A 15,098-nucleotide genomic window follows, 5' to 3' on the forward strand; every position below is an offset into this window, starting at 1 on the left:
TCGTTACGACAAGCGCGGATACGTCTTCCTCGGCACCGTCACCGCCGCAGCCCTCGTCATCTGGCTCCGCTCATGATCGACCGGACACTGCCTAGTCGACGAGTTCGGCTGGAGGAACGCCCAGGTGTTCGTCAAGGTCTACGCAGCCGTTGCACGTCGCCTCGGAGAGCCGCCCGAGCTCACTGACCGACAGGTCAGGCGGTGGCGGAAGCCCAATCCGCCGTGCCGCACCCTCCTCGTCAGCGCGTCCTCGAAGCGATGCTCGGCATCCCGCTCGAACAACTCGGCTTCGACATTCCCGAGGCTCGCCGAAATGCGGTACCGCCCCCCACGCCACCTCTTGTTGAAGGACCGTACGACGCCGTGGACCGACGCACCTTTCTTTCCGCCAGCGGCGGAGCCGCTCTCGGCACGGCTCTCGCCGCGGCCGGCACTTCGTCAGCGGCGATACCCCGTGTAGGAACCGAAACCGTCACCGACCTGCGTGCCGGCCTGGCATCCCTCTATGGTCTCGACGACCGATTCGGCGGAGCCACCGTTGGTCCCCTGGCGGCCGCCCACCTCTCCCGCATTGAGCGGCTGATCTCGACCGCCGACTACCCCGACACCATCGGTCGTCAGCTCCGCCTTGTCTCAGGAGAGACAGCCGAACACGTCGGGTGGCTCGCCTTCGATGCAGGCGAGCACGTCAGTGCCCGCGCCTACTAGGGCAAGGCCATGGAACGCGCCCAGGAACTGCGCGACGACTCCCTCACCGTCGTCGTCCTCGCCTCGCAGTCCTGCTTGCGCTCCGCCAGAAGGAGCCGCGCAGCGCCCTGGACCACGCGCGCCGCGCGCATTCCCTTGCTGAACCATGGGGCACCCCCCCCTCTCTGCTGTCGATCCTGGTCACCCGCGAAGCCCGCGCCCTCGCATTGCTCGGCGATCACACCGCTGCCAGACAGGCTCTCTCCAACGCCGCCCGCCTGTACGAGCAGGACCAGGGCTCCCGGCCGGCGCCGGACTGGACTCTGTTCCACGGGCCGGCCGAGATCGCTAATGCCCAGGCCGAACTCTTCGCCCGAGCAGGCCACCACCGTGCCGCCGTGACGTGGCTACGCCGCTCGCTGGAGCGGCAGGAGGCCACCTATGCCCGCAACGAGTGGGCCGCGGCTACCTCGCGCGTGCCCTCGTCGACGCCGGTGAGCCCCACGAGGCGGCTCACCACATCGTCCAGGGCGAAACTCTCCTGACGGAGGTATCGTCCGGCCGAGCTCGCGAGACTCTCGCAGAAGCTCGCACGGCTCTCGCCGCCTTCCATCCCCTCGCTTTGCCGCCGAAGGAGTAGGAACCGCGTGGAAACCAGCAGCGGCACGCAGGTCATGGAAGCCACCGGCCCCGAAGGCGCAGAGCGCCTTCTCGGCAGGATTCTGCCCGTCTACGAGACGGTGTTCGCCGAACCCCCGTACGGCGAAGGCCCCCGTGATGTGGCGGACTTCCTCGAACGCTTCGACCGTGAGCGCCGCACGCCAGGATTCCGCATCACCGCGGCTGACCAGGACGGTCTCAACGTCGGATTCACTTACGGCTACGAGCTGCAGTCCGAGACCAGTTGGTGGGAAGGCTTTGTGGACACCAAACCCGCCGAAGCCTTCACGCGCGAAGATGGACATCGGACCTTCGTCATCATGGAGCTCGCCGTCCTACCCGCCCAACGACGTCACGGGCTGGCCACGCAAATGCACGCCAAGCTCCTCGACGGCCTGCAGACTGAGCGCGTCACGCTGGCCGTGCGCCCCGAAGCCGAGCCCGCACTCACCCTCTACAAGAACCTCGGGTACAGCCTCGTCGGCCATAGCCGCCCTTGGGACGACTCGCCCCTCTACCAGGTACTCATCAGGCCACTCGGCGCGTAGCGACGCTTCTCAAGGCTGCGCAGCGGTGGCGAAGCGGCTGGCGCGTCCAACGCGGCCGACGAGCCGTGCCGCCAGCGTCGGCCCGACGCCGGACGTGTTCATCAGCGTGCTGCCCGAGGCCCCGACGAGTTCTTCCATGCGGGTGGCGTTCTCGGCCAGTCGCTTGTCCAGCGCGCGGATCTCAGTGACCAGCTCGCGGGCAAGTCCTTGCGGACCTTTTCGGCGTCGCCGGCGGGGCGGACCGTGCGCAGTAGCGCGGCGGCCCGGTCCGCCGACAGCTGAGGCGGAGCCCCGCCGGGCAGCAGATCACGCAGTATGGTTGACGGTGCGGACCCGGGCCTGGGCGAGGGTTGACGCGTCGTTCGTCGAGCAGGGCCAGGGCCGTGGTGTGGTGGTCCACGTTCATCTCGCGCCCGTCTCCGTGGATGTAGGCCGTGGCCGCGGCGGCAGCGTCGATCCGGTCGTTCTTGCGGCCACCGCCACGGGTGAGTTGACGGACTCGGCTGGTCGCCGAGGCGGGTACATCGATGACGCTCTCGCCGCGGGCGACGAGCACTGGGCCAGGTGGCGGCCGAGCCCATTGGCGTTCTCCACCACCCACCTGCGCTGCGGCCAGCGGCGGCACCAGGTCAGGAGACGCCGGTACTCCGCCAGGTTCGCCTCGATCCTCAGCGAGCCCGCCTGCTGATTCGAGGCAGGGTCGACGGCGGTAGCGGTGTGAGTGGACTTGTGCGGGTCAACACCGAGCAGCATGACGAGAGTTCGTTCCTCACAGACGGACGACAGGGCGTCCACGGCCGACACGCCGACTTCCGGAACCGCTGCCGGGACACGCCTCTGTTGAGTCGGACCGTGGCCGGACGCCGGGTCGGCGGCACGCCCCGAGCGAGCCAGCCCCGAGGGGCGGCAGGAACCTCACGAGCCATCCAACCCGGCGTCCTACGGAAACGATACGAGCGGCCAACCCGACCGCGATCCGCCACGGCCAGTACAAGTCGGGAACCTCAGTACCGCTTCAGGTCGGCGGGCAAGCCCATGCTTTTACCCCGCCGGTGCACCGCTAGCTGTGCAATCCCGTCAAGTTGTCCCGACCGACTCGGCACCGGGCGGAGAGTGACAGCTGCAAGATTTCCGCATGCAAGCGATGTGACAGCCGCATTTCTACCCGATCCGAGCGGCTCAGGGGCGGCGCCGGAAGATCTTCGTTTTTTGAACGGTGAACTTTCCACCCAATCTTGTCTCGTTCTTGACCACGCTATTCTCGCGCCTCTCCCAAGTTCGAGCGCCGCTGCCAGCATGTGGCGGTAGAGGACGGCCACGCCCTCTCGTGGCGAAACGTTCCTGCCGTGCGTGTTCGCCGCCTGCACTCAACGGACGAGAGGAGAGAGACGTGCAAGGTCTCACCCGCCGCGACGTTGTTCGAGGGTCGATGGTGGTGCTTGCCGGAGCCGCGCTCGCCGGCCCGGCCGCCGTCGCTACAGCGAACGCAGCACGCTCCGGCACACCCCATGGGCCGCGGACCGATGCCAGCCATCCACTCGCAGCGAGCGCTGCACAGGTGCCGGAGTCTTTCAACGAGATCTATCTGGGCCGGCATATAGAGGGCTGGCCGGCCGACGAGGGTCACGGTACCCACGCCGCCCATGGCTCCCACGGGGGCACGCGGCCTCCCGAGGATGGTCAGGCATCGATGGGGTTCGTCGTCCGCGTGGACGACGACGATCTGCACATCATGCAGAACGCCGACGGCACCTGGATCAGCGTCATTAACCACTACGAAACGCACCACACGCCGCGTGATGCCGCCCGCGCCGCAGCGAGGGAATTACATGGCGCCACGCTGGTGCCGGTCACCGTCTGACAGCGCGTACGAGCCTCCCAGCAAAGGATCATCGCATGGCAGACCGTAAGAACCAGGCAGATCTGACCGCCACCGAACGCCGGGACTTCGTCGACGCCCTCCTCGAGCTGAAGCGTCAGGGCCGCTACGACGAATTCATCACCACGCACAACGCCTTCATCATGAGCGACACCGACGACGGCGAACGAACAGGACACCGCTCACCGTCGTTCCTCCCCTGGCACCGCCGGTTCCTGCTGCAGTTCGAGCAGGCACTGCAGAGCATCAACCCCTCCCTCACCCTTCCCTACTGGGACTGGACCGTCGACCGCACACCCGCCAGCTCCCTGTGGGCGGACAACTTCCTCGGCGGCGACGGCCGCACCGGAGACGGCCGGGTCACCTCCGGCCCCTTCGCCTTCACCAGCGGAAACTGGCCCCTGAACATACGCGTCGACGGCAGGACGTTTCTGCGGCGAGCACTGGGGGCCGGCGTCGGGGAACTGCCCACCAGGGCCGAAGTTGACGCCGTACTGGCCATGCCCACCTACGACGCCGCCCCGTGGAACAGCAGGTCCAACAGCTTCCGCAACCACGTCGAAGGATGGCGGGGCCCGAACCTCCACAACCGGGTGCACGTTTGGGTCGGCGGTCAGATGACCACCGGAGCCTCGCCGAACGATCCGGTCTTCTGGCTTCACCACTGCTTCATCGACAAACTGTGGGCCGACTGGCAAAGGCTGCACCCGACCTCCGGATACCTTCCGGCCACCGCCCCGCGCAACGTCATCGGGTTACGCGACACGATGAAACCGTGGAACGACGTCACGCCGCAGGACATGCTCGACCACACCAAGTTCTACACATACCGCTAACCCTGGGGCCTGCCCCGAGGTCTCACGCTGCCGTGCCGTCGGCGACGGCACGAGCAGGGTGGCAACAGGAGGGGACGGTCCGCGCACTCTTGTTGGGTGCGCGGACCGGGTTCCACGCACATGCACGAAGGACACCCGGCGACGCATGGCAGGCAACCGAGAGTCGGATAGCAAGACTCCGTCGGGCCCCAAGGTCCAAGGCCATCGGTGTTGCCCTGCGAGCCTGCTGAGTCGACTGCCGCTGCGGTGTGTCGCTGTCTGCCTCGTCGATGGTCGCGGCACCTCGGTTGGCGTGTCGGCCGGCATCTTGGTGTCGGACGGGCCGGCCTGGTGCGATGCTTACCCGCGACGGCTTCTCCTTCCTTGGTTCCCGTCGCGGTCGGCGCCCCGGTCGACACCCTCTATAGCTGCCTCTGCCGGCTGGGATGCCGACTCGGTGATGTCGGGCAATGCCACATGAACTTGCCGCATGAGCGCACCGAGGGCCCGGCCATGTCGGCCAGCGCGTGTGCGTCGCTCTTCGCGCCGGAGGTGCCGTATCGCTCCTTGAACCTGGCCGCCTGCCGGGGGTTGACCGCGTAGACCTGGTAGCCGGCCGCGAGCCGTCTAATGAGCAGTCCGGCCTCCCGGCCGACCAGCAGGGGCACGGTCTGACAGCAGAGCTCGAACGGCTCCGGTGAGGGCAGTACTCACCGCTGGCGGCCACTCATCGAGTCTCACTCACGACCCAGGCTCATTAGGCTGCGGCGGGGATGTGGATGGCTCCGCTGTCTTCGTCGGCGGCGGCGGTGAATCCGGCCTGGGTGAGGGTGGCGACCAGGGCGGTGGCGAGGGCTTTGCGGATGCCGCGGTCGTCGTCGGCGCCGGGGTCCCTGCTGTGAAGGTGCCGGGTGGCGGCGTGGAGTTCGGCATCGGGGTTCCAGGTGACCAGGACGTCGTCGCGGGCGGGCTGGATGCGCAGTCCGCCGACGGTGCCCGTGCTGCTGGGCGCTATGTCGAAGCCGGCGCGTTCCAGGGTGCGGCTCACATCAACGCACAACGCATCAAGATCAGCGGTGGTCATTTGTCCACCCTAAAAATCTGTTTCCAAGCCCGTTTGCCACAGGTCAACGCCGTACGACACAGGAGGCGGAAAGGGTGAGCCGTTCGCGAAACGGCGATGGTGTCCTGCCGAGTGGTGTAACAGCGATCTTCCGGGAGTGACCTCGATACGCGGCGGCAGCATCGAGCCATTCAGGCGGAAGAAGCGGGGAAGGGAGCACGGCGGCGAGGTCGGAGTGCGCCCCGGCGGCTCCGGTCGGTTCCGGTTGGCGCGACCTCCTCGCCACACTCACCGTGTGCTTCTCGATGCGCAGGTCGAAACGGTTTTCCGTCCTTGCGCGCATCCCGCTCGCCGCATGTTTGGTTTCTGACGAACCTCGTGAGCCGCAGTGCAGCTCTCTGGCCACTTTCGAACTTTACATATGATCCCATTTTCTCTAGCGACCTTGCTTCGGCATCCACCTGTGCACGTAGCTATTGCGTACACCCGCTTCCTTGTTCCGGCTCCCGATGGGCCTGGACGGGACGGCAGTGAACCGGCCTCCGGTTCCCGGCCGGCCAGGAGGGGCGGTCGTGATACGTGAGGAGAAGTCATGAAGAAGGCTTACGAGGCGCCGACGCTGGTCCGGCTCGGGACGTTCCGGAAGAAGACCGGGCTCTTGCAGCGCTCCGGCAACGACCGTCTCATCCTGAGCAAGAACTGACGGGCGACGGTTCCTGACCCGACGTCATGACTGAACTGCACGAGAGTGCGGGGACGGGCCCCGGCGACGCGCACTTCACGGTCTTCACCGACCGGGAGGACGCGGCCGCCGTGGCCCGCTCCTTCGCCCGCCCCGGAACGCGAATCCTGCAGCACGCTTCGGGCCGGCCCTGGCTGGTGGGGCAGTGGCACGATGAGGAGATCGTCACCGCGCGCGCCGGCCACACGGTCCTCGCGATCATCGGCTGCTGTCCGATCGACGCCGTAGAGCTCGAGCGCCGAGCCGGGCGGCTACGTGATCTCGCCGAACTCGACGCACTGGCCCGCTCCCTTCCAGGGAGCTTCCATCTCGTCGCCGCGCTCGACGGGCGGCTCAGGGTGCAGGGCACCGCCTGTGGGCTCCGGCTGGTCTTCCATGCCCCCGTTGACGGAACACAGGTGGCTGCCACCCGCGCCGACGTACTCGCCGCCGCGCTCGGCACCGACCCGGACGAGGAGCAACTGGCCGTCCGGCTGCTGTGGCCGGTTCCCCATCCACTCGCCGGGGCACCCATGTGGCGAGGCATCACCGCCGTGTCCCCCCAGGACGCGCTGATCGTCTCGCCCAACGGCCGGACCGTACGCCACTCGCGCTGGTGGACACCGCCAGAACCGGCACGCACGCTCGCCGATGGCGCCCCTCTCGTCCGCGAAGCCCTGGCCGCGGCGGTCGGCGCCCGTACCCGGCAGGGTGGCGTGGTCAGCTGCGACCTGTCAGGCGGCCTGGATTCCACCTCCATCTGTTTCCTGGCGGACCGCTCACCGGCCCGGGTAGTGGCCAGTACCTGGCCTGGTCGCGACCCCGCCGACACCGATCTGTACTGGGCACAACAGGCCGCCCGCTCGTTGCCGGACATCGACCATGTGGTCTGGGACGCCGATACCTCGCCGCTCGTCTACACCGGCCTGCTCGGCATCGATGACCTGCTGGACGAACCGACCATCGGCGTCATGGACCGCTCCCGGGTCCTGCACCACCTGCCCGGCCTGGCGGAGCGGGGCAGCCGGTTGCACCTGACCGGCATCGGCGGCGACCACGTGGCCTGGTGCTCGGAGGCGTATTACCACCGACTGCTCCGCACCCGCCCGCTGTTCGCGCTGCGCCAGCTGCGCGGCTTCAGGGCCCTGTGGCAGTGGCCACTGGGCGGCACGGCACGCGCGCTGGCCGACTCGCGGCCGTACGGGAAGTGGCTGGCCGACTCCAGCGGCCGCCTGCGAGACCCACTACCCGCCACCGTCAGCACCAGCCTCGGCTGGGGCATGCCCCCTCGCCTCTTCGACTGGGTCACCCCCGACGCCGAACGGATGGCCCAACGGGCGCTGCGCGAGGCCGCCATGACCGCCGTACCGCTGCACCCGGACCGCGGCCTGCACACCGACCTCGAACAGATCCTTTCCTGCACCCGCATCATCCGCCAGTGGGACCGGATGGCCGCCCGGGCTGGCTTACCGATGGCATCGCCGTTCCTCGACGACCGCGTCATCGAGGCATGCCTCGCCATCCGCCCCAGCGAGCGCGTCACGCCCTGGCAGTACAAACCCCTACTGACCGCCGCCATGAGCGGGATCGTGCCCGATGCGTGCCTGCGGCGCACCAACAAGGCCGCCGCTTCCATGGACGCATCCAACGGACTGCGCGAACACCGCGCCGATCTGCTGGCGCTCTGGGCGGACTCCCGGCTGGAACAGCTCGGCCTCATCGACGGCGCAGCCCTGCGCCGGCTCGCCCAGCGGCCGGCCACACCCGAACTGCGCGACGCGATCCTCTACTCGACCATCGCCGCCGAAGTGTGGCTGCGCGGCCTCCACCGAACTACCGAGCCCCAGGCTCCCGCCTCCTCATGACCACCGTTGCTCCGCAGAAAGGCACACGCATGGCATTGAAGTTCGGCGCCAATGTCTCCACTGCCGAGACGGACTACGGCACGGTCCTCCTGGACGAACGCGCCGGAGACTACTGGGAGTTGAATCCCACCGGCACCCTGGTGGTCAACACGCTGATGGCGGGCGGTGACGAGGCCGCCGCGGTCGCCGCGCTCGCCGCCGAGTTCGACATCGACCTCGTCCAGGCGAAGCAGGACGTCGACGCCCTCGTACAGCAACTGCGGACCTCGGGGCTGGCCCAATGACGACCCCCAGCGCCCTGCAGCGGCCCACCGGCGTGCCCTTCGCCCGGCGCCTGGCCGCCCGTCTCGTCCTGCCCCCCGCCCTCGCGCTCTCGCTTCTGCCGCCCCGCCGGATCCGCGCCGTGCTCCACCTCGCATGCCGCGGGGCCACGCCGGCCACCGCCGCACAGGCAAAGAACGCACGGGACGCGATGTGCGCGGTGAGCCTGCGCTGCGCAGGCCCGAAAGGCTGCCTGCCCCGGTCTCTGGGAGCCGCGCTGCTGTGTCGCCTGTCAGGGAGCTGGCCGACCTGGTGCACCGGGGTGCGCGTGGTGCCGCCGTTCACGGCACACGCCTGGATCGAGGCGGACGGCCGCCCCGTGGACGAGGGCGTACCCGACGACTACTTCACCCGGCTCATCACGGTCGCCGCCGCGAGCCGACCAGGCCGATGACCGACACCGTCGTGGATCAGGCACAGCCGGCGGCCGAGATTGAGCGCTCCACCCGGGCCGCGGTCGCCACCATGTACCGGCTCACCACCGGCCACCGGGCCTCCATCACCGTCGCCACCGTACTCACCCTCGCCGGCTCCGCACTCGGGCTTGCCCAGCCGCTCACTGCCAAACAGGCAGTGGACGCGAGCGGGCGCGGACAGATGCTGTGGCCACTGCTGCTGCTCCTCGCCGGGCTGTTCGTCACCGAAGCGGCGACCGGCGCAGCAGGCCGCTTCGTTCTGGAGCGCATGGGCGAAAGCATCGTACGAGGGCTGCGCCACAGCCTGGTCGGACAACTGCTCCGGCTGGAGATGCGGGAATACGACCGGCACCGCACCGGCGACCTGATCTCCCGGGTCACCACCGACACCACCCTGCTCAGAGAAGTCGTCTCCCAGGCACTGGTCGATCTGGTGACGGGTGCCCTCGTCGCGGCGGGGGCGATCGTCCTCATGGTGTGGATCGACCCCCTGCTGCTGCTCCTGGTCACAGCGACCGTAGCTACCGCCGCCGTGATCGTCGCCTCGCTTCTCAAGGGCATCCGGGCTGCCTCCGAACGCATGCAGACCTCCGTCGGCGCGATCGCCGCCGACCTCGAACGCGCGCTCGGCGCCATGCCGATGGTCCGGGTTCACCGAGCCGAGGACCGTGAAGCGGGCCGCATCGGAGAATGCGTCGAATCGGCGTACAGCGCCGGCGTACGGACCGCGAAACTCGCCTCCGTGATGAGCCCCGCGGTCGAACTCGCGGTACAGGGCTCCTTCCTGATCGTCCTGGTCATCGGCGGCCTGCGGGTCAACGGCCACACCAACTCCCTCGGCGACCTGGTCGCCTTCCTGCTGTACGCCTCCTACCTGGTCCTTCCACTGTCCTCGGTCTTCCGGGCAGTCGGCCTGATCCAGCGCGGCATGGGGGCCTACCAGCGCATCGAGCAGGCACTTTCCCTGCCGGCGGAGCCCTCCCAACAGACGCCGGCTGTCCGGGCACATACGCGCGAGGCGGCCCGGCAGACCATCTCCTACGAGAAACCCGCCCTCACCCTGCAGGACCTCACCTTCGGCTACGACCCGAGCCGGCCCGTGCTGCGCAGCATCTCTTTCACCGCCCCCCACCGGCGACAGACAGCCCTGGTCGGCCCGTCGGGTGCCGGAAAGAGCACAATCTTCGCCCTCATCGCCAGATTTTACGAACCGGACTCCGGGGCCCTGCTGTTCGACGGTCTGCCCGCCACCGAACTGAGCCGCGGGGAGTGCCGCTCACACATCGCGGTCGTCGACCAGAACACCCACGTCGTCCATGGCTCACTGTGGGACAACATCACCTATGCCGCACCCGACGCCACCGAGGCCGAGGTCCGACGCGTAGTCGAACTCGCCCAGCTCACAGGCGTCGTCGAACGGCTGCCCGGTGGCCTGCCCGGCATGCTCGGCGAACGCGGCGGCACACTCTCCGGCGGCGAGCGACAACGCGTCGCCCTCGCCCGCGCCCTGCTCGCCCGCCCCTCGATCCTCCTGCTCGACGAGCCCACCTCCCACCTCGACGCCGTCAACGAAGCCGCGCTCACCGCCGCGATGCGGGACGTCGCCCGAGAATGCGCCGTCCTGGTGATCGCGCACCGGCTGTCCACGGTCCAGCACGCCGACCGGATCATCGTGCTGGACGAAGGCAGAGCCGTCGCCTGCGGACGCCACGAAGAACTACTCACCCACAGCCCCACCTACCGCGAACTGGCGGCCGGCCAAATGCTCCGCCCGGCCGCCACCCCGCCCTCCCCGTGACAACCGCACTCCCCCACCCGCACAGCCCACTGTGAACCGGGCGGACACAACACCGAGGTCCGGTGAGCAATAGTCGCTGAGTTCCCTGCCTCGTCCACGACCGACCGGCGCTCGTGAGAGTGCCTGTACCAGGGCCTGTTCCCTCGTCCGGGTGACCGGAGCCCGTTCTGACCCAACCTCGCCCTGAGTGCGCAAGCCTCATTGCTGACGGGATTCCTTCAGTCTGGATGAAGTTGAGGAGGCGTGGGTTGGCTCTGGCCGTAGTGCGCGATCTGCGTGAGTACCGGGCCCCGGTGAGCGAGGAGGAACTCGCCCAGTTCGAGACCGACGTGCTGGCGGGGTTCGTCCTCGCGCGGGCGTCGGCCGGGCCGGTCGACAGCACGATCCGCAACGACACCAACCACCTGGAGCTGATCCGGGACTGGTTCGGCCGTCCACTGTGGGAGTTACAGCCGCCTGACGCCGACGCGTACTTCGGCAAGGTGCTCCGCGATGCCAAGCCTTCGACCCGGACCGGCCGGGCGGGGGCACTGACGGTGTTCTTCCAGTTCCTTGAACTGCGGCACAAGGTCGAACTGCACAACCTCACCGGCCGCGTGGTCGAGTGCCCGCTGGACGAGATGAACCGGCCACGGGCCTCGATGGAACCGCAGCTGCGTATCCCGCCCAGCGAAGCCGAGATCGAAGAGCTCTTCGCCGGGTGGCGCGAGGAGCTCATCTCCTGCCGCAAGTTCGGCCCGGCCGCACGCAACTATGCCGTTGCTCGGCTGGCGGCCGACGTGGGGCTGCGAATCAACGAGGCCCGGATGCTCGACCTGGACGACGTCCGTTGGGAGCTGGGCCGGTTCGGCAAACTTAACGTCCGGCACGGCAAGGGATCCCGGCGACGGGGACCGAAGCCGCGACTGGTGCCGCTGATCAACGGTGCCGACCGCAACCTGCGGTGGTTCATCGAGGACGTGTGGGGCCACTTCGACGCCGACCACACCCGGCCCGGTGCCCCGCTGTTCCCCTCCGAGCGCAAGAACCGGGACGGCTCGTGCTCACGGGCTACCGCCGATGTCTACCGCAGGGCGCTGGCCGACGCCGCCGCCCAGCACCTCCCGACCTGGGCCGGGAAGCTCACCCCACACGTGCTGCGGCACTTCTGCGCCTCCCAGCTCTACCTCGCCGGCATGACCCTGATCGCCATCCAAGAGCTCCTCGGGAATTCCTGGACCGGCACCACGGCCCGGTACATCCACGTCCACGGCACCCACGTCGAAGACGCCTGGGTCGCCGGACAGCAGCGCGCCACTGACCGATGGAAGGGACTGGCCCTATGAAGTGGAACCTTCGCCTGGCGGCCGCCAACCGCGGCATCTGGAAAGCCAGTGAACTCCAGCGGATGCTCGCCGAACGCGGCGTTGTGATCAGCGCAGGCAAGATGTCGGGCCTGTGGTCCGGCCGACCGAACACCGTCAAGCTCGATGAACTGGACGTCATCTGCGCCGTGCTCGGCTGCGGCGTCGAAGAACTGCTCCTGCCCGAGCCGGAGAGGGTGCCGGAGCCTACGCCGGCGACCGACGAGCAGACCGTCGCCGTGGGCCAGCCCAGCGTCGTCACCCCGCGTCCTCGCACGGGCAGGTCCCTGCCGCCCCGATGAGCTGCGTGCACTGCGGCAAGCCGCTGCCCGAAGGATCACGGCGAGATCGGGCCTACTGCGACAACAAATGCCGGGGCCTGGCCTCCTATTACCGGCGCAAGACCGGTGTCCCGCCCCCGCCGCGCTGGCAGCATCCTGCCCTGACCTCGGACAATCCCGCGCTGAGGTCCGCCGCAGCTCACGCCAAGCAACTCGGCGAGACCAACGGCTGGTCACCGTCCCTCGTCCGGTGCGCGATGGACGGCCTGACGACCGTGCTGGAGGACCGCCCGCCCGGCGAGCCCGTGAGGGTCACCGACGTCCGTACGCGAATACCGCGACATGCTTCCAGCTACCGGGTCGCCGAGGTACTCGCCGATCTGGACCTTCTGGACGACGACAGCGCCTTGGCGATCCGCTCCTGGGTCGACCACCGCACCAGCGAACTGCCCGCCGGCTTCGCCAGCGACGTCCGTGCCTGGCTACTGGTCCTACTCGACGGTGACAGCCGCGCCAGGCCCCGGTCACACACCTGCCTCAACGTCTACTTCGGGTGCGTCAGACCCCTGCTGGAGAACTGGGCAGCCACTCGCGGGCACCTGCGTGAGATAACCGTCGCTGACGTCACCACCGCCTTGGCTACGTTGCGCGGATGGCAGCGGCGCAACGCCATCGCCGGACTGCGCTCGCTGTTCCGCTTCGCCAAGAAGCGCGGCCTGATCTTTGCCAATCCCACCACCCGGCTCAAGACCGAAGAGATCGAGCGCAACCTGCTGCCGCTGACCGACGCCGAAGTGCTCGCCGTCGAACGGATCGCCGTCACCCCGGCGCAACGGCTGATCGTCGCCCTGGCCGCCGTCCACGCCGCCCGCGCCACGGCCATCCGACACCTCACCCTGGACGACCTCGACCTGCCCAACCGCCGTATCTCCATCGCCGGACACGCTCAACGACTCGGCGAACTACCCCACCAGACCCTGCTGGCCTGGCTCGACGAACGCCGCACCATCTGGCCGAAGACCCCCAACCGGCACGTGTTAATCAACGCGAAGACCGCCCTGGGGACCGGGCCCGTCAGCGCCGAATACCTCAAGCGGCACCTCCTGCACCAGGGCGTCTACCTCGAACGCATCCGCGGCGACCGGGTACTGCACGAAGCCCTCACCGTCGGCGCCGACCCGTTGCACCTCGCCCTGGTCTTCAACCTGTCCCACACCGCCGCGAGCCGCTACGCGACCATCGCCCAGAACCTGCTCGACGACCAGACGGGAGTCCGCCGAGATGCGGTCGGAAGGGAGAGAGGGCGCTCTTGACGGCTGCCCGTAAGGGGATCCCCGACCGAACGATGCTGGCGGAGCAGACAGAAAAGACCGGTACGGCTGCTGTCGAAGAGCTGCCGTTAAACCAATGGCGTCCCCGTCGACGAGCCTCATAGCTTGTGCGTTCGTGACTGATGATCCGAAGATGCGCCCGAACCGACACGACCTCGGCCGAGTGTTCAACGAGGTGCCGGAGCTCTACGACCGAGTCCGGCCGGGATACCCCGACGAGTTGTTCGCGGACCTTGGCGCCATCACCGGTATGGACGGACGGTCGTCGGTGCTGGAGGTGGGCTGCGGTACTGGTCAGGCGACGCGCTCGCTGGCAGCGCTCGGATGCTCAGTGACCGCCATCGAGCAGGGCGCAGACATGGCCGCACTCGCTCGCCAGCGGATCGCCTCCTTCCGCAACGTCGAAGTCGAGACGTCGATGTTTGAGGAGTGGGACGACCGCGGTCGACGCCTCGATGTTCTCGTGGCTGCGTCGTCGTGGCACTGGGTCGACCCATCGATTGGCTGGCAGCGAGCGCACGACGTGCTCTATCCCGCAGGCTGGATGGCGCTACTCGGCAACGTCGTTGTCCGCCGACCGGGAGAGCCGGAGGTGTACGCCGAGACCGCCGATCTCCACGAGCGGTTCTGCCCCGGGAACCCCGGTTGGGGTCATCCGCCCCTGGAGGACGACGTCCGCACCACCGACGAGGGCTGGGGACTGGTCGAAGATCCCGGCGGATTGTTCGGCCCAACGATCGTGCGCTGGTACCCGACCGTTCAGTGGTTCAACGGGGACGGCTTTGCCGATCACCTTCGCTCGTTGTCGCTGTACCGGAGACTCGACCGCGACGTCCGTGAGCCCCTGCTCGACGCAATCGCCGAGCGCATCCGCACGCGGATGGGCGACCGAGCATCACGCCGTTACCTGAGCGTCCTCCGTGTCGGACAGCACGCCGAGTGAGCCCAGTGGTGAAGGGCCTGCCGATTCAGCGGCAACGGACCCACCGCACTTTCATGCCTGCCTGCCGAAGACGCCGTGGGTTCCCAGCGAAAGCACCTCAGTCACGCTGAACTCACGGCCGACGAGCAGTTACGGCCGCTGTCATCTACCGCCAGGCGCTGCACGACACGCTGCGGGCGGAGATGCTGCGGGACGGGAGCATCCTGCTGGTTGGTGAGAAGGTCGGCGTCTTTGAAGGGCACCATGCTGCTGTTCCATATCTTCACCGAACGCGAGGAACACAAAGCCACTGCGGTGGCCTCCAACGCTCAGGGAGTGGCACAAGACCTTCACCGGCCCCAGGCTGTGCGCCGCGATCGGCGACCAGCTCACCTTCAAGGGCACGGTGATTCCGACCGGTACCGACTCCTAATGGGCAGTGAAGCGG

17 protein-coding genes and 1 pseudogene are annotated in these 15,098 nt (G+C 68.3%); 16 read left to right on the forward strand and 2 right to left on the reverse strand.

Annotated elements, in window-relative coordinates; genetic code table 11:
* The first annotated feature begins 201 nt into the window (after nt 1-201).
* The 3 genes from ACFYXH_RS41190 to ACFYXH_RS41200 all read left to right on the forward strand — a co-directional run bounded on the left by ACFYXH_RS41190 (nt 202) and on the right by ACFYXH_RS41200 (nt 1,895).
* Nucleotides 202-708, forward strand: a complete 507-nt coding sequence (locus tag ACFYXH_RS41190; protein WP_389574657.1) for a hypothetical protein — start codon at nt 202-204, stop codon at nt 706-708.
* Nucleotides 709-914: 206 nt separating this feature from the next.
* On the forward strand, nt 915-1,232 hold the full coding sequence (locus ACFYXH_RS41195; RefSeq protein ID WP_389574659.1) for a hypothetical protein: 318 nt from the start codon (nt 915-917) through the stop codon (nt 1,230-1,232).
* 102 nt (nt 1,233-1,334) lie between these two features.
* Nucleotides 1,335-1,895: a GNAT family N-acetyltransferase gene (locus ACFYXH_RS41200; protein WP_389574662.1), complete on the forward strand. Its 561-nt coding sequence runs from the start codon at nt 1,335-1,337 to the stop codon at nt 1,893-1,895.
* Between the two features lie 9 nt (nt 1,896-1,904).
* On the opposite strand, the gene ACFYXH_RS41205 is transcribed toward ACFYXH_RS41200, so the two are convergent.
* Nucleotides 1,905-2,033: a transposase gene (locus ACFYXH_RS41205; protein ID WP_389574665.1), complete on the reverse strand. Its 129-nt coding sequence runs from the start codon at nt 2,031-2,033 to the stop codon at nt 1,905-1,907.
* A 181-nt stretch (nt 2,034-2,214) separates the two neighbouring features.
* On the opposite strand from ACFYXH_RS41205, the gene ACFYXH_RS41210 reads away from it, so the two are divergent.
* The 3 genes from ACFYXH_RS41210 (at nt 2,215) to ACFYXH_RS41220 (ending at nt 4,610) form a co-directional block, all read left to right on the forward strand.
* Complete coding sequence (locus tag ACFYXH_RS41210) at nt 2,215-2,583, forward strand: hypothetical protein (RefSeq protein ID WP_389574668.1); 369 nt, start codon at nt 2,215-2,217, stop codon at nt 2,581-2,583.
* Between the two features lie 702 nt (nt 2,584-3,285).
* Nucleotides 3,286-3,756 carry a tyrosinase family oxidase copper chaperone gene (locus tag ACFYXH_RS41215; protein WP_389574670.1) on the forward strand — a complete coding sequence of 157 codons (471 nt, stop codon included), beginning with the start codon at nt 3,286-3,288 and terminating at the stop codon, nt 3,754-3,756.
* A gap of 35 nt (nt 3,757-3,791) precedes the next feature.
* Nucleotides 3,792-4,610: a tyrosinase family protein gene (locus ACFYXH_RS41220; protein ID WP_389574673.1), complete on the forward strand. Its 819-nt coding sequence runs from the start codon at nt 3,792-3,794 to the stop codon at nt 4,608-4,610.
* Between the two features lie 736 nt (nt 4,611-5,346).
* Here the strand turns inward: ACFYXH_RS41220 and ACFYXH_RS41225 are convergent.
* Nucleotides 5,347-5,673 (reverse strand): hypothetical protein, encoded by a 327-nt coding sequence (locus tag ACFYXH_RS41225; RefSeq protein WP_389574676.1) that lies wholly within the window; start codon nt 5,671-5,673, stop codon nt 5,347-5,349.
* A 571-nt stretch (nt 5,674-6,244) separates the two neighbouring features.
* Between ACFYXH_RS41225 and ACFYXH_RS41230 the strand changes: the two genes are divergently transcribed.
* The 10 genes and pseudogenes from ACFYXH_RS41230 to ACFYXH_RS41275 all read left to right on the forward strand — a co-directional run.
* A complete protein-coding gene (locus tag ACFYXH_RS41230) occupies nt 6,245-6,355 on the forward strand; it encodes a keywimysin-related RiPP (RefSeq protein WP_107473153.1) in 111 nt (36 codons plus the stop codon).
* A 26-nt stretch (nt 6,356-6,381) separates the two neighbouring features.
* Nucleotides 6,382-8,238, forward strand: a complete 1,857-nt coding sequence (locus ACFYXH_RS41235) for a lasso peptide isopeptide bond-forming cyclase (RefSeq protein WP_389574679.1) — start codon at nt 6,382-6,384, stop codon at nt 8,236-8,238.
* Nucleotides 8,239-8,267: 29 nt separating this feature from the next.
* Nucleotides 8,268-8,522 carry a lasso peptide biosynthesis PqqD family chaperone gene (locus ACFYXH_RS41240; protein WP_389574681.1) on the forward strand — a complete coding sequence of 85 codons (255 nt, stop codon included), beginning with the start codon at nt 8,268-8,270 and terminating at the stop codon, nt 8,520-8,522.
* The gene (locus ACFYXH_RS41245; protein ID WP_389574683.1) at nt 8,519-8,953 is read left to right on the forward strand and encodes a lasso peptide biosynthesis B2 protein; all 435 of its coding nucleotides are present in this window, start codon (nt 8,519-8,521) and stop codon (nt 8,951-8,953) included. The genes ACFYXH_RS41240 and ACFYXH_RS41245 overlap by 4 nt, the downstream gene beginning before the upstream one ends.
* Nucleotides 8,950-10,773, forward strand: coding sequence for an ABC transporter ATP-binding protein (locus ACFYXH_RS41250; protein ID WP_389574686.1), 1,824 nt, complete (start codon nt 8,950-8,952; stop codon nt 10,771-10,773). The genes ACFYXH_RS41245 and ACFYXH_RS41250 overlap by 4 nt, the downstream gene beginning before the upstream one ends.
* A 248-nt stretch (nt 10,774-11,021) precedes the next feature.
* Nucleotides 11,022-12,098 carry a tyrosine-type recombinase/integrase gene (locus ACFYXH_RS41255; protein WP_389574689.1) on the forward strand — a complete coding sequence of 359 codons (1,077 nt, stop codon included), beginning with the start codon at nt 11,022-11,024 and terminating at the stop codon, nt 12,096-12,098.
* A complete protein-coding gene (locus ACFYXH_RS41260; RefSeq protein WP_389574691.1) occupies nt 12,095-12,418 on the forward strand; it encodes a helix-turn-helix domain-containing protein in 324 nt (107 codons plus the stop codon). Before ACFYXH_RS41255 ends, ACFYXH_RS41260 begins: the two co-directional genes overlap by 4 nt.
* On the forward strand, nt 12,415-13,710 hold the full coding sequence (locus ACFYXH_RS41265) for a hypothetical protein (protein WP_389574694.1): 1,296 nt from the start codon (nt 12,415-12,417) through the stop codon (nt 13,708-13,710). Before ACFYXH_RS41260 ends, ACFYXH_RS41265 begins: the two co-directional genes overlap by 4 nt.
* A gap of 94 nt (nt 13,711-13,804) precedes the next feature.
* Nucleotides 13,805-14,671, forward strand: coding sequence for a class I SAM-dependent methyltransferase (locus tag ACFYXH_RS41270; RefSeq protein ID WP_389574697.1), 867 nt, complete (start codon nt 13,805-13,807; stop codon nt 14,669-14,671).
* A 234-nt stretch (nt 14,672-14,905) separates the two neighbouring features.
* Nucleotides 14,906-15,083, forward strand: a pseudogene (locus ACFYXH_RS41275) (ATP-binding protein); the annotation flags it as partial.
* Nucleotides 15,084-15,098 lie beyond the last annotated feature (15 nt).

Origin of the sequence: Streptomyces sp. NPDC002730, from assembly GCF_042888805.1 — a bacterium.
GTDB lineage: Bacteria > Actinomycetota > Actinomycetes > Streptomycetales > Streptomycetaceae > Streptomyces.

Excerpts from the sequence above, each read along its gene's own strand:
- ACFYXH_RS41225 (WP_389574676.1), bottom strand. The coding sequence starts at position 5,673 with ATGACCACCGCTGATCTTGATGCGTTGTGCGTTGATGTGAGCCGCACC.
- ACFYXH_RS41270 (WP_389574697.1), top strand. The coding sequence starts at position 13,805 with ATGGCGTCCCCGTCGACGAGCCTCATAGCTTGTGCGTTCGTGACTGAT.
- ACFYXH_RS41245 (WP_389574683.1), top strand. The coding sequence starts at position 8,519 with ATGACGACCCCCAGCGCCCTGCAGCGGCCCACCGGCGTGCCCTTCGCC.
- ACFYXH_RS41205 (WP_389574665.1), bottom strand. The coding sequence starts at position 2,033 with ATGGAAGAACTCGTCGGGGCCTCGGGCAGCACGCTGATGAACACGTCC.
- ACFYXH_RS41250 (WP_389574686.1), top strand. The coding sequence starts at position 8,950 with ATGACCGACACCGTCGTGGATCAGGCACAGCCGGCGGCCGAGATTGAG.
- ACFYXH_RS41230 (WP_107473153.1), top strand. The coding sequence starts at position 6,245 with ATGAAGAAGGCTTACGAGGCGCCGACGCTGGTCCGGCTCGGGACGTTC.
- ACFYXH_RS41240 (WP_389574681.1), top strand. The coding sequence starts at position 8,268 with ATGGCATTGAAGTTCGGCGCCAATGTCTCCACTGCCGAGACGGACTAC.
- ACFYXH_RS41235 (WP_389574679.1), top strand. The coding sequence starts at position 6,382 with ATGACTGAACTGCACGAGAGTGCGGGGACGGGCCCCGGCGACGCGCAC.
- ACFYXH_RS41220 (WP_389574673.1), top strand. The coding sequence starts at position 3,792 with ATGGCAGACCGTAAGAACCAGGCAGATCTGACCGCCACCGAACGCCGG.
- ACFYXH_RS41265 (WP_389574694.1), top strand. The coding sequence starts at position 12,415 with ATGAGCTGCGTGCACTGCGGCAAGCCGCTGCCCGAAGGATCACGGCGA.
- ACFYXH_RS41260 (WP_389574691.1), top strand. The coding sequence starts at position 12,095 with ATGAAGTGGAACCTTCGCCTGGCGGCCGCCAACCGCGGCATCTGGAAA.